Origin of the sequence: Faecalicatena contorta (assembly GCF_022835095.1) — a bacterium.
GTDB classification, from domain to species: Bacteria; Bacillota; Clostridia; order Lachnospirales; family Lachnospiraceae; genus Faecalicatena; species Faecalicatena contorta.
Genome location: NZ_BQNQ01000001.1, coordinates 4,451,994 through 4,476,752, shown reverse-complemented (window position 1 = coordinate 4,476,752; position 24,759 = coordinate 4,451,994). Strand labels below are relative to the sequence as shown.

The following is a 24,759-nucleotide window of genomic DNA, read 5'->3' as shown; positions in this document are numbered from 1 at the left end:
TATTGCACAGAAGATTGCAGCAGCCCATGCAGAAGCAGGAAAATAATAACATTTTGCATGGGAGGAATATAAAATGAAAGAAAATAAATATGATGATAAGATATTTTTTGAGAAATACAGCGAAATGAGCCGTTCAAAGAATGGACTGACGGGCGCAGGCGAATGGTCTGAGCTGCAAAAAGTACTGCCGGATTTCCACGGAAAGAGGGTACTGGATCTGGGCTGCGGATATGGCTGGCACTGCATCTATGCCGCTCAAAATGGGGCAGAGTCCGTACTGGGCATCGACATCTCAGAAAGAATGCTGGCGGCAGCGGAGGAAAAAAACGGCCATGAGAGCATAGAATACCGTGTGTGTGCAATGGAAGACCTGGAATTTCCGGACAATACATTTGATATTGTATTAAGCTCCCTGGCATTTCACTATGTGAAGGATTTCCAGGGGATCGTGCGTAAGATCAGCCGCTGGATGGTACCGGGAGGGAACTTTGTATTTTCCGCGGAGCATCCGGTTTTTACAGCCTCTGGTTCACAGGACTGGTATTACGATGCCGAGGGGAATATCCTGCATTTCCCTGTTGATAATTATTATTACGAGGGGGAAAGAGAAGCGGTATTCCTGGGGGAGCGGGTGATAAAATACCACAGGACGCTGACTACGTATTTGAATACACTTCTGGTAAATGGATTTGAACTGAGAAATATTATCGAACCACAACCGCCGGAGGAAATGATGGGGATGCCAGGGATGAAAGAGGAGATGCGGAGGCCCATGATGGTGATTGTGTCCGCTTTCTTGAAATCGTGCCCGGGGGGTGTTTGACGCAATCTGATAAAAGGGGTATAGGGGTGCCTGGATGCGGCGTAAGACACCCCTATACCTCTTTTACCAGATTGCGTCATGCACATCCGGGGCACTACTTCAAAAAAGCTGGGAGCTGAAAAGCGGAAGAATGCCCATGGGCACGGGTGGTCTTCTTTTTCTTTTAGCTGGTTAATGGCGTGTTCCCTCCTCTATATATTCTTTCAGCCCTGAAAGTTCTAGTGGTCTGCTGTAGTAGTAGCCCTGGTAGAGTTCGCAGCCCAGGGTTAGGAGGAGGTCCCTTTGTTCTTTGGTTTCTACGAATTCGGCTACGATCCGGAGGCCGAGTCCTCCGGCCATTTGGATGATGCCGGAGATGATTTCTTTGGAGCGCTCGTTGTTCTGGATTTGGGACACGAGCTGGCCGTCCAGTTTTACTTCGCTGAATATTCCTTCCTGCAGGTAGAGGATGGAGTTGTGGCCCATGCCGAAATCGTCCAGACTGAACTGGATTCCGTAATTTTGGAGGATTTTGACATCCTGGCTGAGCGTTTCGGATACGCGCATCGCTGCACGTTCAGTTACTTCCAGTACCAGGTGGACGGTTTTTAAATGATAGCTCTGTATGATTTCGTTTACCTTTTCAAAAAAATTCTCTTCTTCCATCTGCTTTGACGAAATATTGTAGGATAGGAAAATCTCTTCTTCTGTATATTTCTGGATCTCCAGGGCGTCTTTGCATGCCCGGTTCAGGAGATAATAGCTCAGTTCATTTAGAATGCCGCTCTCGTATGCCAGGCCGATGATGACCGGCGGGGCGATATATCCTGCTACCGGATGTTTCCAGCGGAGCAGGGCTTCGACTCCATGGACCTTTTCCTCTGCGGTCAGCTGAGGCTGGTAGAACAGATCGATCTGGCTACGGCGCAGAGCATTGCTCAAATCCATGGCAAGCGTCTTAGCGTAATAGTTGTCGGAATAGTCGTGGCTCAGGAACAGCGGGATGCTGCCGCTCTTTTCGCCGGCTGTCATATCTTCACTCATGCGGCGGACCGCCTGTTGAAAATCCTGGGTCTCCCTTTTTTCACTACGCCGGATAAAAGGGATATAGATCAGGATGCCGAGGGCTACATTAAAAAGCTGCAGTATACTTCCCGCGATGGAACCGGTGGCCTCATAGCCACTTAGGAAAAGGGGGATGGTCCATTCTACGGACTGTGTTACAACGGGGACCAGGCCAAACCAGGTAGCCAGGGTGCTGGTAAGCGTCAGTACGACCGGTGTCAGGAGGAAAGGAACTGCCATCGTAAAGTTAAAGATGATAGGAAACCCAAATACTGCGATTTCGCTGATGTTAAACAAAACGGAGGGCAGCGCCACATGTGCAATCTTCCTGTGATGGCTTTTACGCGATGCAATGCACAGCGCCAGAACAAAGCTCAGGGCACAGCCGCAGCCGCCCAGGAATACAAAGGTGTCCAGAAACGTCTTGGAAAAGATCTCTGTCGGCGCCATTCCCGCGGTCAGCAGAGTTTGATTGATTGCTATTTTATCTTCAAATAATGTCTGGGACACCGCTTCCAGTGTGTTTGTGCCGTGGATACCGAAAAACCAAAGTGTATGAGTGATAATAACATATAGAAGGATGCCAAATATATTACCACTGATCCCCTGAAAGATCTGCAGGAATATATAGGAGCCAAAGTTTGTAATATTACTGCTGCCCCAGGCAGAACGCAGCAGATATCCAACCACGGTAAAGACTAAAACAATTAATATAGCAGGGACAAGGCTCTGGATCGACAGGTTGAACAGATATTCGGCGCCTGTTGTGTGAAGCCGCTCCAGCCGGCTGCCCAGTTCCAGGATCTTTCGGAACAGCACACAGGATAGCAGGGTAATACACATAGCCGTAAACACCCATTCTGCGCTGAATATGTAATCGTCGTGGTTTTGAATTCCTCCACAGAAAGCCAGATAAGAGCAGATGGATATGATGGGATAAAGGATAAAGCGGTCCGGTTCCGCCAAAAGTCCGTAAGACAGGCTGATCGTGATGCACAGCACCATGGCAAGGGATCCCAGAGTAACGGTGTAAACTGTATCCAGAAGCGTTGCCGCGCCCCCGTCCTGCCAGGTCTCCAGAAAATACTGATAGCTGTCGTTCGGAAAATTTCTGAACAGCAGCGAAAAGGAGCCCATAATCAGAAACGGGATGGCAAGTGTCAACCCGTTCCTGATAGCCCTGGCCAGAAATGAATTATGAAAATGCGTAGATAGAGTATGAGGGTTCATGATTACTCCTTATCCGCTATCAGCTGTACCAATAGTCTAAATGGAAGATATATACTTTTATCTATTATACACGCTAACAGAAGAGATGTCATTGATTACTTTTAATATCCATATTGTGGAAAACATGTAACTATGCACTGCCTATGGGACGTGCATAGTTACAAAAACGTAACAGTTCAGACAGGTCTGAACTGTTACGCATCCAGCCCATTGAAATTCGCCTGCGGCGAAGGGCTGAATGCCTGCAGCCACAAAGTTTTCGTATGGTCTGCGCAGTAAATGCGCAGACCTGTCTGAACTGTAACACAAAAACATCTTGGACCCTATACAAAGTTCACAATAAGTATTGACAAAAAAGAGGCGGCTTGTTAATATTAACTAAAATACATCAGTGATATATCACTGATACATCGTTAGAATATGACAGGGGAGGGAGGTTTAAGATGGCAAAGAAACAGTCTATGACAGAAAGGGTGCTGAATGAACTTCGGAATGATATTATCAACTGGAACTACAATGAGAACGATATGATTACCGAGGCCGAGATCTCCCAGAAATTTGGAGTGAGCAAGACACCGTCCAGGGAAGCGTTGAATTACCTGTGTATGGAAGGATTTCTGGAGAAGATCCCGAACAAGGGATACCTGGTTAAAGGGATTTCCGTCATGGAGCTGCAGAGCCTGTTTCAGTACAGAGGCATCTTGGAAAAGGCCTGTGCGGAAATGGCGATCCAGTATGCAACAGCCGATGAACTCAGGTTTTTACAGGAACTGACCGAGGAGCATGTGAAGAAGGCAGAGGGCAGTACATATCAGGAATACAGCGAGATGAATATGGATTTTCACATGTCCGTGGCATATTTGTCCCGCAACAGGTATCTGGTGTCTGCATTGGAGAATGTGCTCAACAACCTCCGAAGGGTCTTTGTCCGAGAATGGAAGAGCTCTGGCGCCAAGGCGCTTCTGGAGGCACACATGGAGCTGGTGGAGGTGCTGATCAAGCGGGATGTGGAGCAGGCAAAGCAGTATGTGGCAAGAGAGCTGGAAGGTGCGGAATACCGTATTTACTTTCGGGACACAAGAGGTTACTAAGAATAGGCAAAAGAGGTGATGAAGATGAAACAGATCAAAGTATTGCTGTGGTTTGATGTTGAAGACTATCTGACGGCGGAATCGGACGATGCATTTTATGATATCCTCCGGATCCTGGATGAGTATGGAGTGCGTGCGACACTGAAGTTCTGTACAAAAAAGGTGGAACTTTTACAGAAAAAGGGGCGCACCGATATTCTTGAGAAGTTAAAGCGGCATGAGCTTTGCTTCCATACAACGGAGCACAGTATACACCCGCTGCCCACGGAATACCTGGAACATTACGGGTTCCGGGAGGGGACGGAAGAATTCTTCCGGCGGGAATATCCGGGCTTTTTGAAGCTGGCGGAGCTTACCGGACAGCATTTGATGAGCTACGGACATCCGGGCGTGGCATGGGCGCCGCAGGCATTTGCGGCAGCCAGGAGGATGGGAGTACCTACTTATATGGACGCACATCCGATCATGGACGTGAATGGCGGGATATTCTGGTATGCGGGCCTGTACTGTATGACCGGGCTTGTGAATCTGATCCATTCCAGGCATGAGCCAAATCAGCTGGATCACATGATCCAGGCTTTTGATGAAATGGATATGCGTGGGGAGGACGTTGTATTTCTAAGTATTTATGATCACCCGACAGAGTTAGTAGCGGAAGAGTTCTGGGATGAAGTGAATTTTGCCGGAGGGGTAAACCCCGTAACCTGCCGGCCGTCACCGCTCCGCAGCCGGAAGGCATATGAAGATAATCTGGAGGCGCTCCGGGGATTTCTGAAATATACGGGGGCGAAGGAGAACGTAGAATACATAACGGCCACAGAGGCCATGCGCTATGAAAAGCAGAGGCTGGTTCCCTTGCAGGTATCAGATCTGAAGGAATATGCAGAGGGATTTGACGGCGGAATTACGTATCAGTCCCTAAAGGGCGGCATGCTTGCACCGTCAGAACTGCTGACTTTGCTTGCAAAGGCAGTGACAGGCAGAATGCTTGTTCCGGAACTTCTGTACGGACCGGAGAAGGAAGAACGGTCTATTGTTCACGCAGCAACCGTCAGCGCGCAGGAACTTGCGGAGGCAGTCTTAACTGAACGGGACTACGTGATGGGATATCCCCAGTTGAAATCATTGTACCGGGTGGGCGATCATTTTCTGAATCCGGCAGATCTCTTCTGCACATTGGCGAAAGCGCTTCGGGAAGGCACGGATACCGTGGAGGTGCAGACGGGACGATTGGCGGCAGCCGACCATGTGGATGAGTCATATCAGTTTGGGGGCAACTGGATCGTATGGGCGGAAGACTTTGATGCTCCGCATATTGTTGAGCAGACGAAACTGCAATGCTGGACTTTAAAGCCGGCTGTAGTATAGAGGAAGACGAGAGGAGGTATTATTATGGATTCCGCAGGAAATCTGCAGATTGCAGATGTCATGATGGCTAAAAGACGGATACAGGATTATGCAAGAGTAACGCCGCTGATCCGGGCGGAAGGACTTGAGAAACTTTTTGGAGGTGCAGAAGTTTGGCTGAAGCTGGAAAACCTGCAGCATACGGGATCTTTTAAAGTGCGGGGCGTTGCCAACAAGATGCTCAGCATGACGGAAGAGGAGAGAAAACAAGGGGTTACAGCTGCGTCCAGCGGGAACCACGCGCAGGCTGTAAGCTATATGGCCAGAATGCTGGGAACCAAAGCGGTGATTGTGATGCCGGAAAATGCTCCAAGGACAAAGGTCGCGGGGGCAAAAGGGTATGGGGCTGAGGTGGTGCTCTGCGGATTTACCGGAGAAGACCGGGACCGGAAGTGTGAGGAGCTGATCCGGGATTACGGATACTGCCTGGTGCATTCCCACATGGATCCCTATGTCATTGCCGGACATGGGACAGCGGCTGTTGAGGCATGGGAACAGTGCGGCGGTTTTGATGAGATTGTAGTGCCGTGCGGAGCAGGAAGCCTGACGGCCGGCGCAGCATTTGCAATGAAGCAGATGGACTCGGGAGTCTGTGTGACAGCGGTGGAACCGGAGCAGGTTCCCAGATTTACAGAAAGCCTCCGTGCGGGACATCCGGTTACGGTAGAGATGGGAGCGACCATTGCAGACGGCCTGCGGGTAAGCAAGGCGGAAGAGATTAATTACCAGCTGATCCGGGATCATGTGGACCACCTTCTAACCATAGATGAGGATCATATCTCACGCGCGATGAAAGAAGCAGCTCTTTTGGGCAAGATTACTGCGGAGCCTTCGGCATGTGTTGGGATAGCGGCGGCAATGACTGGCAGAATTGATACCAGGCCGGGCAGAAAAATATGTTTTATCATTACTGGCGGCAATATAGATGCTTCTATGCTGCAGCAGGCACTGGCGATTGCGTAGAACAGGTGCCCGTGAATATCAGGAAAGGTGTAATTAGGTTATGAAGAAGGTATTGTTATTGACCACGGGAGGCACGATCGCGGCCAGACAGGGAAAGCAGGGGCTTACCCCGGATATTAAATGCGGGGATATTCTGGATATGCTTCCCGAATTAAAACAGCATTTTCTGATAGAAAGCAAAGATATACTGAATCTGGACAGTTCCAATATTCAGCCGGAAGAATGGCAGTACATTGCAAGAATTGTGGCGGAAAGGCTTCCGGATTTTGACGGAGTCATTATTACACATGGAACCGATACAATGGCTTATACGGCTTCCGCATTGAGCTATATGCTCCAGAACCTGAATAAACCGGTGGTATTCACCGGTGCACAGATTCCGATTGAGCAGATGTTTACAGATGCTAAGCGGAACCTGCAGACGGCATTTGCCGCGGTGGACGCGGGGATCCCAAGGGTTATGATAGCATTTGACGACAAGATCATCAATGGATGCAGGGGCGTGAAGGTCCGCACCCTGGGATTTAATGCATTCGAAAGCATCTCGGCGCCCTACCTGGGCGAGGTGTATGCAGACGGCGTACATCTGTACGACAAACTGGATATCAGCGGCAGAGAGGGAAGGGATTTCTGCCTGAAAGAAAATCTCTGCCCCGATGTGTTTTTGCTGAAGCTGATACCGGGAACGAACCCGGATATATTTGACAGGCTGCTGGAAATGAAATACCGGGGGATTATTATAGAGGCATTCGGTGCCGGAGGTACTCACTTTGAGAGAAGAAACCTGGTCCCTAAACTGGAGAAACTTATCCACAGCGGGATTTCTGTAGTTGCAAGGAGCCAGTGTTTATATGAAAAGAGTGATTTTTCTCTTTATGAAGTGGGCAGGAAGCTTTTGGATTGTGGGGTGATACAGGGAAGGGATATGACGACAGAGGCAATTGTTACAAAACTGATGTGGGCCTTGGGCCAGACAGAAGACAGCAGCAAAGTGAGGGAAATATTTAATACGGATTATGCCGGCGAGGTTACGCTGGGATATGGAAATTAGCCCGGGAATGAGGGTTAGACTAAGGAGGTTTATATGCAGGAACAAGAAAAAAACATAGTACCGGAGGAAACAGTTGACGAAGAATTTATGCTGGAAGCCGTTCCTATGAAAAAGCGCCGTTCTACCTACAGCCAGGTCATGGTATGGGTAGGCTTCGGCTATGTGGCAACAGGCCTGTTCGTCGGTGGTACGCTGGCGGGATATGGCGGTGCGCCGGGACTGAATCCAGGTGAAGCAATCCTGGCGATTATACTGGGGATGGGAGCCCTGTTTGTTATGACCTCCCTGCTCGGGGTAGCGGCACAGAGGACGGGACTCAATCTGGCTTTGATTTCCAGGTACTCATATGGAAGCAAAGGATTTATCATTCCAATGGCGATGATGGCTCTTATGACATTCGGCTGGTTCTCCAGTATTGTAGGTATGGTGGCTGATATCTGGGGCGGCCTGATTGGCAATCCATCCGGCATTATTGTATTCAGTCCGGCAGCATGGGGATATGAAGCAGTTCCGGATATAACATTGGAAGTCCTGATTGCGGTAGTTGTATGGGGAATTGTATTTACATACAGTGCGGTAAAAGGAATCAGCGCAATCGAAAAAGTAGCCAAATTTGCATGCCCGATTATTCTGGTAGTTGCCATTGTAGTAGGCGTAGGAATGATGAGAGAGGGCGGCGGTTTTGGAAGTTTTATGGATAAAGCAAACCAGCTCGGCGGCCTGGGGCTTGGAACTGGTATTACGGCGGTTGTAGGAAGCTGGATTGCCGGCGCGGTTATGGGCGTGGATATGTTCCGTTTTAACAAGAGCGTTAAGGCTGTGTGGCTGTGTGCCGCATCCTGTTTCATTTTCACCAATCCGCTGCTTAACATTGTAGGCTATATCGGAAGTGTTAGCGTAGGACAGTATAACTATGTAGCATGGATGATGGGGCTGAACGTGGTATTTGCATTTATCGGCGTATTCGCGTGGACTACGTCCCTGTGGACAACTGATAACAGCGAGCTGTACTGTAACTCCCTTTATACGGGGCCGATTCTGGACGCTGTCGGCATCAAGGCGAACAGAAAAATACTGGTTGCGATCTGCGGTATCCTGGGAACTATCTTAGGCGCCATCGGATTTTACCAGATATTCTTTGCAAATTTCATCAATACACTTGGGGCAATGGCGCCGCCGCTTTGCGCGCCGATTCTGGCAGACTACTATCTGATCGGACACAAGAAGTATGACCATAAACTGCTTCATAAACAGCCGAGATGGCGCTGGGCAGGTATCGTCTCCTTTATCGTGGGCGCTGCACTGGGATATATCTTCCAGTACGTTACAACATTGCCGTACAACCTGCCGGCAGGTCTGTTTGCAATGATCGTATCCCTGTTTGTTTACTATATCATCTATCGTTTTACACCGGATAAGAAGGAAGACGAGAAATTGATGGAGACTTTGTAGTATCGCTGCAAAATAAGGTATACACAAAGGGCATCCCGTAATGCATGCCCTGCGGAAGGTTTTTTCAGCAAGCTGAAAAAAATAAGGTATCATGGAATTAGCAGATCAAAAAAGAAAGGGGTTTTACAATGAAAAAGGTATTTTTAAATGAATTCAGTGCTCTGGAGGTGCAGGAATTATTGAAAAATGCAGACCAGGTAACAGCAATCACCTGTTTTGGTTCCTGTGAGAGCCACGGCTGGCACTGCTGTCTGGGACCAGATTATTTTGTCCCCACAGAGGTGGCAAAAAGAGTGGCGGAAAAGCTGGATAATGTCATTGTAGTTCCATGCGTTCCCTTTGGAACATCCATCCATTACAACCAGTATCCAATGTCAGTCACCCTTCGTTATGATACAGAAATCGCAATCGCAGAGGACATATTCGAGAGTTTGATCAACAATGGAATCAAACATATCTATATCCTGAACGGGCATGACGGAAATATTCCGGCGCTTGAGATTGCGGCGCATAACGTAAAGAACCGCCACAAAGACGCCAAATTCCTCTATCTGCCTGACTGGTGGACCAAGGTAGGCCCGATCATGGGCGACCGCTTCGAAGTATGGAACGGCCTGGGACACGGCGGAGAGGGTGAGACATCCATCATGATGGCTGTACGTCCAGAACTGGTGAACCTGGAGCATGCGAAGAGCCAGGTACCGGAGAAGGTGATCGAGATCAACGAGACAACGGGTGTCATCTGGGATATTAAAGAGATTACAGAGACCGGGGCTACGGGAGATCCAACCAAGGCAAGCATCGAAAAAGGGAATCAGATGCTGGATATCCTTGTTGGGCTTGTGGCCGATGCCATTGAAGAAATGAATAAAAACGGGTGGACTTACTAGATCGAAGAAGTATCCTAAAAATAAGCACTGGAATACAGGTTATTCCGGTGCTTATTTTATGTTCCTGTATTCGTTCGGGGACAGACCAGTAGAGTTCTTAAAGCTCCTGCTGAAATAATGCTGATCAGAGAACCCGAGCATTTCGCTAATTTCCCGAACGGAGAGCTCGGGATTCAATAAAAGCTCTTTTGCATCCTCGATCCTCAGCGAATTGATTAACTTCAAAGGGGACTGCCCCTTTTGCTTTTTAAATATTCTGGTCAGATAGGAGTGGTTAAAATGATATTTATCGGCCAGATCGGTTAGATTCAGATTTTCCCGGTAATGGAGGCGGATATATGCATCCAGTTCCTCTATCGTAACCTCTATATCAGTAGGGATGGCTGAGGTTAAGGCGATCCAGTGTGCAAGTTCTGAAGCAATCATTTCACCGGAAGCAAGCAGATCATTTTGTGTTTCCAGAATATCAAAGACATACAGGTACATCTTTTCATAGTCTTCATCCGAGATATATAAGTCTTGCTGCAACATGTTTAATAACTGCAGCAGTACTTTTTCCACCCAGGCCTGGGGATATGGATTCTCCTTCCATTCTTCAAACAACTGCAGCAGGGCTGTTTTAAAACCCGCAGTGTTATTGGATGAAATCATAGTATGTATGTAGCTGACAGAAACCTTTGAAAGAATGGCGGGGGGAAGGACAGGATCCTCTGCCGGCAAAGCAATTAAGGAAGACTTTCCAATTACAAGGGAAGAGAGCATCCGGTTTTTTAATGACTGGAGGGATTGATGCAGCTGCGGGAATGTTACGTCATTCTTGTCATAGACAAGATTTACGGTGGAGGTATACTGGGAATTCTGTATATTTTGGAAAATCAGCGGTGCAGTACATTCTGGAGGCCGGGATAACTCCGCCGTTACCAGTAAGAATATATTCCTGCTTTCAAAGGGAAATATCCAGTATCCGGAGCATACAAATTCCGTATTGCTGACCAGCGGATCCCAGGAAAAGCGGGTCAGTGAATCCGGCATACCGGAACAGATGCCGGATTCAGAAAAGTGTTTGTGTTTCTGGCTGCGCAGATACAGATTATCCAGGCAGACTAAAAATAAGGAAAAAGAGGTCTGACTGAGTGTCCTGCTTAGCTTAAGCAATTCGGGGGGGAATTCTTCGGCGTTCAGCTGGTGCCGCAATGTGCGGCAAATATCTGCCTTCTTTTTTTCCACAATAGCATCCTTAAGTGAAAATAAAATACTCTTCAGCTGCTCCGGCTGCAGCGGCTTTAAGAGATAATCTTTTACGCGGTAGGTCAGCACTGTGCGGGCGTATTCGAAATCATCGTAACCACTGACGATGACCGTTGAAATATCGGGATACTCTTCGTACAGAATCCGGGCCAGTTCCAGCCCGTCCATAATGGGCATTCTGATGTCTGTAAAAACGATATCGGGCGGGTTATCACGTATGATCTCCAGCGCCTCTTTTCCATTATAAGCCTCCCCAATAATCTGAAAATCGGGGGATACTGCGGATATTTTCTTCTGAATATTTTTTAGCAGAAGGTTCTCATCCTCTACGACTAAAACTTTAATCGGATAATTTTTCATCGTGCTTATCTCCTATGTTTTGTGTCAGCGGACCGCCGATGGTAACACACGCCCCATTTTCGGGAAGGTTGTCTAAACTGAAAATGAGATCCTGCTTGTATTTCAAAAAGAGCCTCATATAAAGATTCAAGATTCCCATGCCATTTATAGAAAGCTCGGGAAGCGGCTTTTTCCAGTCGATTTCCAAAACCTTCTTATGAAAAGAATCCAGAAAATCGGGCGGAAAACCGGAACCGTTGTCTTTAACCTGTATGATCCAGCAGGAGTCCTTAATATATCCGGTTATATGTATAACCCAGGGAGGATCCACATTCAGCGCGTATTTGATACAGTTTTCAACCAGCGGCTGAATGAGCAGCCGTGGAATCTTGATTGGTGAAAGGGAATCATCCATATTGATATGAAACTGGATTCTTTCACCATATTTTACCTTGATCAAATATATATAAGAACGAAGATGTTCCAGCTCCTGCCAGAGCGCCACGTCCATTGAAGAGTTGGATGACATATAGCGCAGAAGGACAGACAGTGAATCACACATTTTAACCGCCTGCTCATTTTCCCCATCTTCGGCCAGAATACTGATAGAGGCCAGCGTATTGTATAGAAAATGGGGATTCATCTGTGACTGCAGTGCCAGCATCTTGGCATCGGCAGCCATGGTATGGGCGGAAATGGCATCCTGCAGCGAGTCCTGCAGATTCTGCTGCATCTGTTCAAAGGAGTGGTACAGAGAATCCAGTTCCCTGAACGTACTTTTATAATCCGGCAGTTCGTAAGAGCTTAAGTTGTCAAAGGTAAGGGCATGCGCCGTCTGCTCCAGCTTCTTCAGCGGGATGGTCATCTTATTGGCAATCTGCCAGGTGATAAACAGGAGCAGGATTAATAATAGGAAGGAGGCAGTAATCAAAAGCGTCCTGAATTGATAGAATGGAGCGAAAATCTTCGATTCTTCTGCAGTGACAAATACGGTCCAGTTTGTGAAGTCGGAAGCATGACAGGCGAACAGCGTGGAAGCGTTATCCCGTGTTTGGTAAATCGTGGTCTGGGAGTCGGACTCCGATGACCGGGCGAGCTCCAGCATACGTTTTTCCAGGTTCTGAGGGGGTCTGGCCTCATAAGGATATACCCGTGTCCCACCGCTGTCATAAACGTAAATATGTTTGATTTCCCTTTGGTTGTGAAGCGCGTTCTTTATCTTTTTATCTAAATAAGAATACTCCAGCTGCAATTCCAAAACCGCAGTCTGATTCATGGTATCATCCGGGGAAAAAGCACGGCAGAGAGATACGACCGGGGTCTCGGAGCTGTTAAGCTCGGGGAGATGAGGCGGAAGAATCTTTTTCTTGCCATAAGCTAAAAGCGTTGGGTTAAACCAGGAGATCTCGCGATAACTTTTCGGATCCCGGATCGAAAAGATACTGTTATTGCCTACATAGATATAATGTCCTTCGATGTCTGCAATGTTGAGGCTCATATGGTTGAAAGAAAGCTTAATAATATCAAAAAGCGTGGTGGAAAATGCCAGCTTATTATTATAGGAATCGATATCATGGGAATATAGATCCCGGACAAGATAAGAGTGGAGCGGGTCAGAGCTGACAATACGTTTGGAAAGCTCATCAATCTGCTCCATCTGTGTATCCAGGAGTGTGGAGATATTATCACAGTCGGCCTGGAGCTCGCTGGTTGCATTCTTTTGGAGCGTGTTGCCTAAAATAATATAAAGAATAACCATAAAAATAACAATAATTGGGAAAATCAGTGCAGCGTATCTAAAAAACAGTTTAGAGTGTAGCGATTTCATTTATTGCACCTCGTTTCACAATTAGAGTACTCAACTATTACTTATAAAAATTATAGAGGAAAGAATGAGAAAAATCAATAGAGCCGGAAAGCTGGTACAAAATGTGCACAACATCAGGTAGATTTTTTCTAAAGATTTATTTCAGATAGACGATATAATAGCATTATAAGGTTTACAGGAAAAAGGAGGAAGGATATGAGAAACAAAAAGTTAGTAAAAATGACAGCTATGGCGGCCACCGCGGCAATGATGATGACGCTTGCTGCAGGATGTGGGAATTCGGGTTCTGATACATCGGACAAGAAAGAAGACACCACGACATCAAAAGGCGGATCAACAATCACAATCGCGGCGTCCGCAGGATGGGTAAAGGACATTGATAAGGAACTGGCGGCAAAGTATGAGGAGGAATCAGGCAATACGATTGAGTGGCAGGTCAGCCCGGACGATCAGTATGAGAATGTACTGAACTCCAAATTATCGGTAGGGGAAGGCGCGGATATCTTCTACATACGTTCCGGAGTAACGATTAACAAATACCAGCCGGAGAAATACATGCTGGATATGTCGGATCAGGAATGGGTGTCCCGTTATACTGACTGGGCAAAGGAAGGCGTATCGAACGACGGTAAAATAGTACAGTTCCAGACATGGAGCGTAGATGGCTGGGGAATCCTGTATAACAAGGACATTTTTAAAGAAGCCGGCATTACAGAAGTGCCGAAAGACTATGAGAGCTTTAAAGCAGCATGCGACAAAGTCCTGGCAGCAGGAAAAACTCCGATTTATGAGCCGGGCGCAGCACAGTGGCATCTGGGAACCTGGCTGGGTGGAATGACAACACAGGAAGAGGCAGAGAACGAAGGGTTTTATGCAGGCCTGAATGAGAACAGTGAGGTCTTTGCAGGAAAAGAAGGACTGGCAAAATCACTGGATCAGATGGCTGAACTCGAAAAAGCCGGCTACTTCGGCAAAGACTTTATGGCAAACACTTGGGAAGACATGGTAGCTAAGATGGCATCCGGCGACTATGCAATGGGCGTTGTATACACCACATTCCCGGCAGAGGTCGAGGCAGTGAACCCGGAAATGACACAGGATACATGGGGCATGTTCCCGATTCCGCTGAATGACAACAAAGAATTCGGCGTATCCGCAGGCGGAATTGGACGCTGTGTAAATAAGGATACGGAAGTGGCGGACGCTGTTATGGACTACTTTGAATTCTTATCACAGCCGGAGAACCTGACCGCATATTATGAAGCACGAAAAGACTTGGGACCATGTTCCTTCACCGATATCCCGGGAAATGTTCCGGCGGCATACGAAGACGTTATAAACAATGCATCAGGCACAGGGTTTACGGCGGAAGACGGTGTTTTATACTGGGACAACGCACAGGTTGGAAACTTAATGCAGGGCATGTTCCTGGGCAACTCCAGTGCAGAGGATGTACTCAAAGGGATTGATGACCTCAGACAGCCGAGTTTTGGCAAATAGGGAATAAGTTATACCAAAGGGCACCCCGTAACTCATGCCCTTCGGGCGGGTCTGCAGCAAAGCTGCAGAACAATGTATGGCTGGGAGAATGGCTTTTGTCGGTCATTCTCCTTTTTGGTACAAAAAATACTAAAAAAGTTAGAGGCGAAATATGTATAAGAAAAAATTATATGGGATGAGGTTTATACTGCCTGCATTTATTTTATATACGGTTTTGTATATTATTCCCACCATAGCAGGAATGGTAATCTCAATGACAGACTGGAATGTAACACGTCCGGATATACAGTTTATCGGTCTGCAGAATTTTGTGGACATCTTCACATCAAAGGGCGGGAATTATCTGGCAAGTATAGGACACACGTTTGAGTTTACGGTAGTTACCGTTATTTTGAAAACGCTTTTGGGCTTAGGCCTGGCTCTTTTGCTGAACAAGGGCCTGAAGAGCAGGAATCTGTTTCGGACGATATTCTTTCTGCCCTATGCACTGGCTCCGCTGATTATAGGTATTACATTTGTATCAGTTCTCAAGCCCAACGGACCGCTGAACATCATTCTGGAAGCCCTGGGGATGTCTGGGCTGACCCATTCCTGGCTGACAGAGAGCGCCACTGCCATGGGCTCCACGATGATGGTAGAGGTGTGGCGGATGGCAGGCTGGAATATGATGATTCTCCTGGCCGGGCTGCAGATGATACCGGAAGAGTATTACGAAGCCGCATCCATAGACGGAGCCGGGGCATGGAAAAAGTTTACAAAGATCACGCTGCCGTTTCTGCGTCCGTCACTGATGACAGTGACCGTATTGAACACAATCCACGGCCTGCGGGTATTTGATATCATCTATTCACTGACAGGCGGAGGACCGGGCGGCCTGACGGAGGTTATTAACACACAGGTATTCAAAGAATTCGGCATGGGCCGTTATGGAATGGCGAATGCGCTGAATGTCGTCATATTCCTGATGACAGTCATCATAGCGGTAGGGCTCCAGAGAGTGCTGAGCGGAAAGGGGAAAAATGAATAAAAACAAAACATATAAAAACCTAAGAAAATTACTGAAGTTTCTGTTTATTGCCGCCAGCAGCTGCATCATACTTGTGCCGATCTATTTTATCGTGGTGAATTCCCTGAAAACAGTGGAAGAGTCCAGGATGCTGAGTTTCAGTCTGCCAGAAGTTTTCCAGTGGGGGAACTACCTGGAGGTAATCAAAGCAGGCTCCCTGGTGCGGGCCTTTGGCAACAGCATGCTGATGGCGGGTGTGTCTACGGTGATCGCTGTCCTGGTTTCTTCCATGGCGGCCTATGCCTTGAGCCGGCGCCGTTCAAAGGCGCATAACAGGGTGTATCTGTACTTCTTCATGGGGCTGATTGCACCCGTGAATTATGTTACCACATTGTTTACATTAAAGTTTCTGCATCTGCAGAATACATATCTGGGGATTATCCTGGAATTTGCGACCCTGGGAATTCCATTCCTGGTGTTCCTGTACTATGGATTTTTCGATAATATCCCCCGGGAACTGGATGAAGCGGCCGTTATAGACGGGTGTACCCCATTTCAATTATTTTTCAAGGTGATCTTTCCGCTGCTGAAGCCCGCAACCATAACGGGGATAGTTCTGAATTTCCTGGGGGCATGGAATGACTTTGTCACTCCGCTGTATCTGCTCAGTGATAATAAAAAACTGGGAATGACAAACTCAATCTATAATTTCTTCGGCGAGCATTTCAATGACTGGAATATGGTATTTGCAGACATTATCCTGACAATCGCGCCGATTTTAATCATCTACATCTGCGGACAGAAGTACATTGTCAGCGGAACGGCCGGCGCGGTTAAGGGGTAGCGCGGCAAAAAATAAAAACGCGGAGTAAAAGATTATGACACAGTGGGATTATATTTTAGGCGGTATAACCTTGCGTTATATCCGGGATGATTTGACAGACCATATTTCCATGGTGCTGCTGCCAAAGGGGATGGATTCCTGCTTTGAAAAGAGAAGGACCTATATGAGAATGCGGGATAACATCTGTAATGCATGGGATATAGGGGCGCTCTGCCACTTGTCCCTGCGCCACCATGCCCAGGGCAACGGTGCGGGCTGCACACTGAAATATGGAGAGAGTACGAAAAAGCTGCGGTATAAAAGCCAGGAAAAAACGAAAGAAGGAAATGTGATCCGTATTATTACCTTATTGGAGGCCGAAGAGGGGTACTGCGTCAGGCATACGGTGACATATACCGAGGGGGAAAGCGGCATTGAAGTGGAAAATGAGTTTCAAAATCGTTCGGAGAGACCCTTTACATTAGATATGATGACCAGCTTTTCTTTGGATAATCTGAGTCCTTTTCAACCAGATGATGCACCCTATAAGCTGAGGCTGCACCGATTCAGAGGCGGCTGGAGCCTGGAGGGAAAGCACCAGGCGGATACAGTGGAAGAGCTGAACCTGGAAGGCACTTGGTTTAGGGCCTTTCCGGAGAGTGAGCGCTATGGCTGCCTGGGGTCCCATACGGTAAAGCGCTGGTTCCCGTTCGGATGCGTGGAAGACCGGGATGCGGGGGTATTCTGGGCGGTCCAGATGGAAGCGGCCTCATCCTGGCAGATGGAATTTTCAAGGGACGGGGACTGCTATTCCTTATCCGGAGGCGTGGCGGACTGCGAGTTCGGCGGCTGGTGGAAAGAAATACCCGCGGGCGCAAGTTTTCTGCCTCCAAAGGCATATATAAGCGTAAGCGCCTGCGGGCTGTGGGATGTGTGCCAAAATATCACGGACATGTTCCATAAATATGCGGATCTGCAGCCGGAGTGTGAAAAGGAACTTCCGATTCTTTTTAATGAATGGTGTACAACCTGGGGGAAACCGACCGAAAAAGAAATACTTACTTTGGCAGAAAAATTAAAAGAAACGCCGGCAAAGTATCTGGTGATTGATGCCGGGTGGAGCAAAAAAGAGCGTGAAGACGGGGATCCTCAGAGCGGAAACGGGGAATGGGAACCTGATCAGGATAAATTTCCGCATGGCCTTAAGTATCTTTCACAGCGTCTTAAGGACGCAGGACTTCGAACCGGGATCTGGATGGAGTTCGAGGTGACGACAAAAGGGGCAAATGTGCACAGCGGCACATATGATTCTATGCATTTATACCGGAACGGGGAGGTGATACAGACAGGAGGAATCAGGCGCTTCTGGGATTTCAGGCAGACGGAAGTTACGCAGTATCTGAAAGAAAGGGTGCTGGATTTTCTAAGAGAGAACGAAATCCAATATTTAAAAGTGGATTATAACGGCTCCATCGGATACGGGTGCGACGGTGCGGAAAGCCTGGGAGAAGGGCTGCGGCAGCAGATGCAGGCGGTTCACCAATTCTTCTGTATACTCCGCAGGGAATATCCGGAACTGGTTATTGAAAACTGTGCATCGGGAGGACACCGGCTGGAACCCTCCTTAGTAAAACTTACCGCCATGAGTTCTTTTTCCGATGCGCATGAGTGCCGGGAGATCCCGTATATAGCGGCAAACCTTCATCAGCTGATGCTGCCCAGGCAGTGCCAGGTCTGGGCGGTGATCTCTCCCGAACTTGTTCTGCAGGAAATCCAGTACCGCCTGATTTCCGGAATGCTGGGGCGTTGCTGCCTGTCGGGTCCCGTTCAGGATTTAAACGCAGAACAATGGCGGGAAGTGGAGGACGCCATGCGTTTCTACGGGAAGGTAAGAAAAATCATCAAGAAGGGAAGAAGCAGGCTCGTGCGGACCGGCAGGAACAATCAGCACCATTTGGAGGGCGCTCAGATTCTATTCCGGGAAATGGATGGAAAAGTATTAGTAATATATCATGCTTTTTCGAATCCACCGACCAGTATCGGGGGAACTCTGCCGGAAGGAAAGTGGAAAATAACAGATGCTTTTGGCAGAAAATGCAGATTAGAACTTGGAAAGGGGGAACTAAAGATCTGGCCGCAGGACTCCTGGGAGGCCGGCGCGGTCTATTTGGAAAGAGGTTAAGGAAAATGGCTGCTGTTAAACACTTGCACCAATAAGAATTATGAGAAAGGAAAAGGAGATTAAGGTGAAATCAAAGAAAATAAAACGCACGCTGCCCGCGCTGCTTTCGGCTGCACTGTTGTTCTCGTCGTTTAACTCGGCGGCCGCCCCGCTGGGGACAGAAGAGGCGGTAGAACCGGCGGCGCTGGTAAATGATGGATTACTGATTGATTTTGATATGGATTCACTGGAAGGAAATTCAATACTGAATAAAGCAGATAACAAGGCTTATGCCGTTTTGGGGGATAATCCTGCACTGACAGACGGAAAAGACGGACATGGCAAAGCGCTGCTGATGGACGGCAAAACAAATTATGTAAACCTGGGGAAAGACTACCAGGTTACAGAAAATGCGCTTACTATAGCCGCCTGGGTAAAACCGGACTCTGCACATAGCGGTATGATGCGGATCTTCGGAAGGGGGAGAACGGCAGTTACCGGGGAGAATGAACTTTCGCTCTACATGCGGCAGAACGGGGCTTTGGAAGCACAGTGTCCGGAATGGTCCGCATCAGATCCCGGAACGGTAACTATGGATGAGTGGCAGCACGTAGCGGTCACGAATGACGGCGCAGTGCAGAGACTCTATCTGAATGGAGCCGTTGTAAAAGAGGAAACATGTGCGGGTCCCACGGAGGAATGGGATTTGGACCTCTTATTAGGTTCCTGCTGGAATACGGATGCATCGGCAGTATTTCCTGACCATTTGTTCCAGGGGGGAATGGATGATGTAAAACTCTATTCCCGTGCTTTATCCGAGGAGGAGATTCAAACGCTGGCCGATATCGATAATGGCGGTGGCGGCGGAGAGGACATTGTACTACCGGACGCGCTTTATGAATTTACGATGGATGAGGTCAAAGACGGAACCGGAGAGCTGGAAGGGCAGAAGGTAATCGTCAATCATGCCGATCAGAAAGAATATCCCATCTATGGAAATTACCGGGTAGATAATTTTGGTATCTATGATAAATCCATTGAGTTTGACGGGGCCACGACCTATGTTGATATCGGAAGGCCGCAGATACATACGCAGTACACGTTCGAGGCGTGGACGAATATTGATAATTCATCCGCCAATTCCCTGAATAAAATATTCGGCAGGGATAAAACAACGGTGCCGAGAGATGCATTTTATTTTTGTGTGAGGAATAACGGAAATATTGAGGCAGAAATCAGGGATGATGTAAACAACGGATGGATGGAAGCAGGGGCAGGAGCCTATGAGTTTAACAACTGGAATCATCTTGCCCTGACCTGTGACGGAACAGTTTACAGCATGTATTATAACGGCGATCTGATTGCACAGGAGACATTTGCGGAAATGGACCTGGACACCAACCCGCTTTCTATGCTGATTGGCTGCGGATACAACAAAGACGGCACAGGTCTGTTTAATGGACATGCATTCAAAGGAAGAATGGATGATGTACGCATTTATGACAAAGCGCTGACCGCAGAGCAGATTAAAAAAAGTACGGAAGGAATCAAAGACAGTATTCCGCCGGAAGTAGTCAGTATCTCTCCTGCAGAAGGCAGTCTGCTGAGCGTAGAAGGAAAACTCAGCATCGAATATAATATGAGTATTGCGCTGGGCAGTGAAAAGCCGCAGATTCTGGACAAGGATAAAAAGCCGGTTCCCACGGAAGCATTGACGGAAGACCACAATGAATCCGTGGAAGGCACAGAGACGCTGGCAGTCTATCCGACTGAAAAGCTAAAGAGCGGTATGAATTATACCTATCATATACCGGCAGGGGCTGCGGTGAATGCACAGGGAACTGTGAATCAGGAAAAAGAATGGACCTTTTCTGTCTCAACTGACCTGGCTGGTGATTCTGAAAATAGTGATTTAAACTACTGGGCTTCCGGTGATGTCGATGTTACGTCTTCCGTAGAGAAAAAAGAAGGGAAATTGATTCTTTCTAACGGGCTGGTGGAAAGGGTATTTGACATCGGGAAAAACTTCCAGACAATTAGCTATAAGAATCTGTACACTGGACTGGAACTGCTGAATACGGAGGATCTGCAGGCAGATGCGAGCATTACATTAAATAAAGAATATGCGGATAATTCGACGGAGGGCGACCAGCTATTCTACATTGGCGCTGAGAATCAGGATGTTTCTTCCTTCCAGTTTGTTGATTATGAGATTGAAGAGAAAACAGAAGAGCCATTCCACTGGGAATGGGACGAAAGAATCTCTCCGGAATCCATGAAGGATACACAGTGGCCAGCGGCAGGCAAAGCGCTGGTTGTAAACTACAAAGCGCCAAAAGGAACGGACAAGGATTTTGCAGATGTGAAAGTCCAGGTGAGATATGAGATCTACGACGGCATTCCATCCATCTCCAAGTCCGTACATGTGACCAACGAAGGAAATAACGATGTAATCGTTGATAAAATGGAAGTGGAAATACTTCCCGTGCCCGTCAGTCTGAAAGATGCCCTGTATGTAGAGGGAACCATGAACTCCGGCAATGAAAACCATGACCGGAATAATGGGAAAGAGCGTTACAAGCAATGGGAAGATGTAGATGGCACGAATGGGAAAATCATCAGCCGTTATGCGGCTCCCGCGGGCGATAATACGATTGCCTCAGGTATGGGATATGATACCGGGAATATCGGGCCAAATTACCGCCTTGCAAAAGATGAGACTTTTAATTCCTATAAGGTGTATCAGATGTTCTACTCGAATAGTTATTATGAGTGGCAGATGATGGAAGTAAAGAAAATGTACCGTGTGCTGTTTCCGCAGACGGCGGATGCACCATTAATTTACCATATTATCAGCTCTGACGATGCAACGGTCAAGAAGGGAATTGACCAGGCGCACAATGCAGGATTCAATATGGTATTGCTTTCCTTTGGCTCCGGGGTCAATGTAGAAGATACTTCCGCATCCAATATTGCAAAATATAAATCGCTCTGCGATTATGCCCACAAGAAAGGAATGCTGCTTGGCGCGTATGTGATGCAGGCGGCGCGCGGCGGTAATGAAAGTTTCAGCGGATGCTGGGGAACCATGCGCTGCATGTGCGGAACGGATGCACATGAAACCCTGGAGAACACGCTGGAATTCATTGACCAGACAGGCCTGGACTGCCTGGAGGTTGACGGAATCTATCCGGGTGCAATCTGTACGGCTGCAAACCACAGCGGACATGAGGGCGTGGAAGATTCCCAGACAAAGCAGTGGGAATACGCAGTACATGATTTTTACAGAGAATTAAGGGCTAGAAATGTATATATCAATTCACCGGACTGGAACTTTACGGTCGGAGCGAGCATGGCGGTTATGGGCTATCAGGAGCCAGGGTTTAATGTAACGCCATGGAGGCAGCTGATTTACGGCAGGGAAATGGCATATTACGGTACATTCGAGAAAGTTCCGGCAATGGGATGGACCCTGGTGCCTCTGTCACCATATCAGGGCGGTTCGGATTCTTCCTTCTGGCCGTATGATGAGAAAATCATGGCTTATGATTTTATGATCGGCATGAATATGATGTATGGAATTACAGGTTCCTACCGTGGAGGGAACGGACTGTATCAGGGAGAAGTTTCACAGAATGTAATCGAGACCTGGGGAGAATTCTATAATAAGTATAAGGATATTCTTGGGGAAAGCGTTGTTCACATCGCACCTCCGCTTGCCACAAGCGATACAAGCCTGACAACAGATGCGATAGACGGTATCATCCATGTGGACAGTGATGGTGTGCAGAAAGGGCTGGCGGCCTTCTTCAACCAGACAACGGAGACCGTGACCCAGACGGTAAAAATCCCGCTGTATTATACCGGCCTGACAGGCCTTGCATCCCCTCCGGCGCCGGTGGAAGGTTCCCATTACCGTGCAAGCGGTGTTTACGCAGAGCTGGTCAAGATGCCAGGGGTACCAGAGATTCCGGAAGTGAATGCCGTTCCTACAGAAAACGAGGCTTATGTATGCATAGGGGATATGAATGGAAAGAACTATACCATCGACAGCAACGGAAATATCGAAGTCGAACTGACATTAGAGCCGAATACCTATACATGGCTGACAGTATATGATCCTGAAAATATCCCGGAGGACGCGGCTAAGACCGTTGAAATTCCGGCGCCGGAAAATGCATCGGTAAAGGAAGCAGCATCAGACCATGCATCACTGGCCTGGGATCCGGTGCAGATGGAAGGACGTAATGTCAAGGAATATCATATCTACCGAAACGGGGAATATCTGGATAAAACCTTTACGAATGAGTATATGGATACCACGCTTGCAGCAGAACAGGAGTATGAATACAGTATCATGGCAGTCCATAATTCTGTGGCAGGTAAGGGCGCGGCAGTCCGGGTAAGCACAATGGCCGATGATACCGCACCTCAGGCTGTTTCAGCGGAAGCAGTTTCTAAGAACCAGATTCAAGTTACATTTAACGAATTTACAGAAAAAGAAACCACAGAAAATATTCAGAACTACACAGTAGAAAACGGATCCGTTATAAAGGCGGAGCAGGGAAAAGACGGCAAATCCGTCGTTCTGACGATAGAAGGAACGCTGGAAGCGTTGAAAGAGATCAATGTATCCGTAAACCATGTGAAAGATTTGGTTGGAAATGAAATGACCGAAGAGAATGTTCTGAAGGTTGTATTCGGATATCTTGGAGAATATAAATTCGAAGAGGAAGAAGGCAATACGGCACAAAACAGTAAAGGAAGCATAGAAGGAGCAATACAGGGGACATTTGCACGGACAGAAGGTATCGAGGGCCAGGGACTTTCACTGGATGGAGTGACTTCTTATCTGGATCTGGGAGATATTCTGAAAGGGAACGGTGAATATACGCTCAACGGCTGGATAAATGTTGAAAATACAGATGGTATACAGGTCATAGTGGGCAGAGAGCGGGATTCCTATGACAGTTGGAAGTGGAAACTGTATATCGAAGACGGACAGTTGAAATTCAGCATGAATAACGGAAGAGGCGCCTACCCGGGACACGAAGCAGACGGAGAAACCGCGATGCTGCTGGAGAGCGGGCAGAGTGCAGTAGAAGCCGGAAAATGGCAGCAGTTTGCTCTGTCACAAAATGGCGATACTGTTATACTTTATTTAAACGGTGAAGCCGTTGCCGAACAGACCCAGGAAGGCATTTCAGATGCACTGACACCTTATACCACATGGTTTGGTGCAATGCGGAATAATGCTGGAGGAGAACCTGTTATGAATCTGAAAGGCATACTGGATGAGGTCACTGTATATAACACAGTATTAAATGGGGATCAGGTAAAAGAATTGTATAATCTGCACGCGCAGCCCATAGATCCAGATCCGGACGAACCAGATCCGGACGAACCAGATCCAGACAAGCCAGACCCGGACAAACCAGATCCGGACCAGCCCGAATTTGATACATCCATATTATCAGACCTGATTGAGAAAGCAAGGGCAATTAAGAGTGACGGTTATACGGAGGAAAGTTACAATGCACTGCAGGATGCGATTAAAGCGGCAGAGGAGGCGCTTGGAACAGTGAAGACAGACGATGAGCTGAACCAAGCTGTTGCAGAGCTGCAGAAAGCGGTCGATAGATTAGTGAAGGCGGGTACAGATCCGGGAAAAGAGCCTGGAGATAAGCCGGACCAGGGTGGCTCTAATCCGAATAAGCCTTCCGGCGGTACACCCGCGAAGACAGTAAAGACTGGAGATGAGAGCGGTAATATGATCGCATTGTGGGGAATTTTACTTGCATGTGCAGGAGCCGGAATAGTGATTGTAGTAAGAAAAAAATATAAAAGGCAGTAACTTGAAAGCAGGAAGATTGTAAAATACGGGGCTGTGCACTTGATTAGTG

General features: G+C 47.7%; 15 protein-coding genes. 12 read left to right on the top strand and 3 right to left on the bottom strand.

Annotated elements, in window-relative coordinates:
- Window positions 1–73 precede the first annotated feature (73 nt).
- Window positions 74–823 carry a class I SAM-dependent methyltransferase gene (locus tag MWG26_RS20010; RefSeq protein ID WP_025655865.1) on the top strand — a complete coding sequence of 250 codons (750 nt, stop codon included), beginning with the start codon at window positions 74–76 and terminating at the stop codon, window positions 821–823.
- 171 nt (window positions 824–994) lie between these two features.
- Here MWG26_RS20010 and MWG26_RS20005 read toward each other — a convergent pair whose 3' ends face one another.
- Window positions 995–3,097: a PTS sugar transporter subunit IIC/EAL domain-containing protein gene (locus MWG26_RS20005; protein WP_025655866.1), complete on the bottom strand. Its 2,103-nt coding sequence runs from the start codon at window positions 3,095–3,097 to the stop codon at window positions 995–997.
- 443 nt (window positions 3,098–3,540) lie between these two features.
- Here MWG26_RS20005 and MWG26_RS20000 point away from each other — a divergent pair, with 443 nt between their 5' ends.
- The 6 genes from MWG26_RS20000 to MWG26_RS19975 all read left to right on the top strand — a co-directional run bounded on the left by MWG26_RS20000 (window position 3,541) and on the right by MWG26_RS19975 (window position 9,951).
- A complete protein-coding gene (locus MWG26_RS20000; RefSeq protein WP_025655867.1) occupies window positions 3,541–4,188 on the top strand; it encodes a GntR family transcriptional regulator in 648 nt (215 codons plus the stop codon).
- Window positions 4,189–4,212: 24 nt separating this feature from the next.
- On the top strand, window positions 4,213–5,556 hold the full coding sequence (locus tag MWG26_RS19995; protein ID WP_240285550.1) for a polysaccharide deacetylase family protein: 1,344 nt from the start codon (window positions 4,213–4,215) through the stop codon (window positions 5,554–5,556).
- A gap of 24 nt (window positions 5,557–5,580) precedes the next feature.
- Complete coding sequence (locus tag MWG26_RS19990; protein WP_025655868.1) at window positions 5,581–6,558, top strand: threonine ammonia-lyase; 978 nt, start codon at window positions 5,581–5,583, stop codon at window positions 6,556–6,558.
- A 40-nt stretch (window positions 6,559–6,598) separates the two neighbouring features.
- Window positions 6,599–7,609 (top strand): asparaginase, encoded by a 1,011-nt coding sequence (locus tag MWG26_RS19985; RefSeq protein ID WP_025655869.1) that lies wholly within the window; start codon window positions 6,599–6,601, stop codon window positions 7,607–7,609.
- Between the two features lie 33 nt (window positions 7,610–7,642).
- Window positions 7,643–9,061, top strand: a complete 1,419-nt coding sequence (locus MWG26_RS19980) for a purine-cytosine permease family protein (protein WP_117440587.1) — start codon at window positions 7,643–7,645, stop codon at window positions 9,059–9,061.
- A 128-nt stretch (window positions 9,062–9,189) separates the two neighbouring features.
- Entirely contained in the window at window positions 9,190–9,951 is a 762-nt protein-coding gene (locus MWG26_RS19975) for a creatininase family protein (protein ID WP_025655871.1), read from the top strand.
- Between the two features lie 51 nt (window positions 9,952–10,002).
- On the opposite strand, the gene MWG26_RS19970 is transcribed toward MWG26_RS19975, so the two are convergent.
- Together MWG26_RS19970 and MWG26_RS19965 are read right to left on the bottom strand one after the other, a co-directional pair.
- On the bottom strand, window positions 10,003–11,559 hold the full coding sequence (locus tag MWG26_RS19970) for a response regulator transcription factor (RefSeq protein WP_117440588.1): 1,557 nt from the start codon (window positions 11,557–11,559) through the stop codon (window positions 10,003–10,005).
- Window positions 11,540–13,297, bottom strand: coding sequence for a cache domain-containing sensor histidine kinase (locus MWG26_RS19965; RefSeq protein WP_244062768.1), 1,758 nt, complete (start codon window positions 13,295–13,297; stop codon window positions 11,540–11,542). The genes MWG26_RS19970 and MWG26_RS19965 overlap by 20 nt, the downstream gene beginning before the upstream one ends.
- Before the next feature lie 264 nt (window positions 13,298–13,561).
- Between MWG26_RS19965 and MWG26_RS19960 the strand changes: the two genes are divergently transcribed.
- The 5 genes from MWG26_RS19960 (at window position 13,562) to MWG26_RS19940 (ending at window position 24,710) form a co-directional block, all read left to right on the top strand.
- Window positions 13,562–14,866 (top strand): ABC transporter substrate-binding protein, encoded by a 1,305-nt coding sequence (locus MWG26_RS19960; RefSeq protein WP_025655874.1) that lies wholly within the window; start codon window positions 13,562–13,564, stop codon window positions 14,864–14,866.
- A gap of 151 nt (window positions 14,867–15,017) precedes the next feature.
- Entirely contained in the window at window positions 15,018–15,893 is an 876-nt protein-coding gene (locus MWG26_RS19955) for a carbohydrate ABC transporter permease (protein ID WP_025655875.1), read from the top strand.
- Complete coding sequence (locus MWG26_RS19950; RefSeq protein ID WP_025655876.1) at window positions 15,886–16,716, top strand: carbohydrate ABC transporter permease; 831 nt, start codon at window positions 15,886–15,888, stop codon at window positions 16,714–16,716. Before MWG26_RS19955 ends, MWG26_RS19950 begins: the two co-directional genes overlap by 8 nt.
- A gap of 34 nt (window positions 16,717–16,750) precedes the next feature.
- Window positions 16,751–18,877, top strand: a complete 2,127-nt coding sequence (locus tag MWG26_RS19945; RefSeq protein WP_025655877.1) for a glycoside hydrolase family 36 protein — start codon at window positions 16,751–16,753, stop codon at window positions 18,875–18,877.
- 40 nt (window positions 18,878–18,917) lie between these two features.
- Complete coding sequence (locus MWG26_RS19940; RefSeq protein ID WP_117440590.1) at window positions 18,918–24,710, top strand: LamG-like jellyroll fold domain-containing protein; 5,793 nt, start codon at window positions 18,918–18,920, stop codon at window positions 24,708–24,710.
- The last annotated feature ends 49 nt before the right edge of the window (window positions 24,711–24,759 follow it).

Excerpts from the sequence above, each read along its gene's own strand:
- MWG26_RS20010 (WP_025655865.1), top strand. The coding sequence starts at position 74 with ATGAAAGAAAATAAATATGATGATAAGATATTTTTTGAGAAATACAGC.
- MWG26_RS20005 (WP_025655866.1), bottom strand. The coding sequence starts at position 3,097 with ATGAACCCTCATACTCTATCTACGCATTTTCATAATTCATTTCTGGCC.
- MWG26_RS20000 (WP_025655867.1), top strand. The coding sequence starts at position 3,541 with ATGGCAAAGAAACAGTCTATGACAGAAAGGGTGCTGAATGAACTTCGG.
- MWG26_RS19995 (WP_240285550.1), top strand. The coding sequence starts at position 4,213 with ATGAAACAGATCAAAGTATTGCTGTGGTTTGATGTTGAAGACTATCTG.
- MWG26_RS19990 (WP_025655868.1), top strand. The coding sequence starts at position 5,581 with ATGGATTCCGCAGGAAATCTGCAGATTGCAGATGTCATGATGGCTAAA.
- MWG26_RS19985 (WP_025655869.1), top strand. The coding sequence starts at position 6,599 with ATGAAGAAGGTATTGTTATTGACCACGGGAGGCACGATCGCGGCCAGA.
- MWG26_RS19980 (WP_117440587.1), top strand. The coding sequence starts at position 7,643 with ATGCAGGAACAAGAAAAAAACATAGTACCGGAGGAAACAGTTGACGAA.
- MWG26_RS19975 (WP_025655871.1), top strand. The coding sequence starts at position 9,190 with ATGAAAAAGGTATTTTTAAATGAATTCAGTGCTCTGGAGGTGCAGGAA.
- MWG26_RS19970 (WP_117440588.1), bottom strand. The coding sequence starts at position 11,559 with ATGAAAAATTATCCGATTAAAGTTTTAGTCGTAGAGGATGAGAACCTT.
- MWG26_RS19965 (WP_244062768.1), bottom strand. The coding sequence starts at position 13,297 with ATGGTTATTCTTTATATTATTTTAGGCAACACGCTCCAAAAGAATGCA.
- MWG26_RS19960 (WP_025655874.1), top strand. The coding sequence starts at position 13,562 with ATGAGAAACAAAAAGTTAGTAAAAATGACAGCTATGGCGGCCACCGCG.
- MWG26_RS19955 (WP_025655875.1), top strand. The coding sequence starts at position 15,018 with ATGTATAAGAAAAAATTATATGGGATGAGGTTTATACTGCCTGCATTT.
- MWG26_RS19950 (WP_025655876.1), top strand. The coding sequence starts at position 15,886 with ATGAATAAAAACAAAACATATAAAAACCTAAGAAAATTACTGAAGTTT.
- MWG26_RS19945 (WP_025655877.1), top strand. The coding sequence starts at position 16,751 with ATGACACAGTGGGATTATATTTTAGGCGGTATAACCTTGCGTTATATC.
- MWG26_RS19940 (WP_117440590.1), top strand. The coding sequence starts at position 18,918 with ATGAGAAAGGAAAAGGAGATTAAGGTGAAATCAAAGAAAATAAAACGC.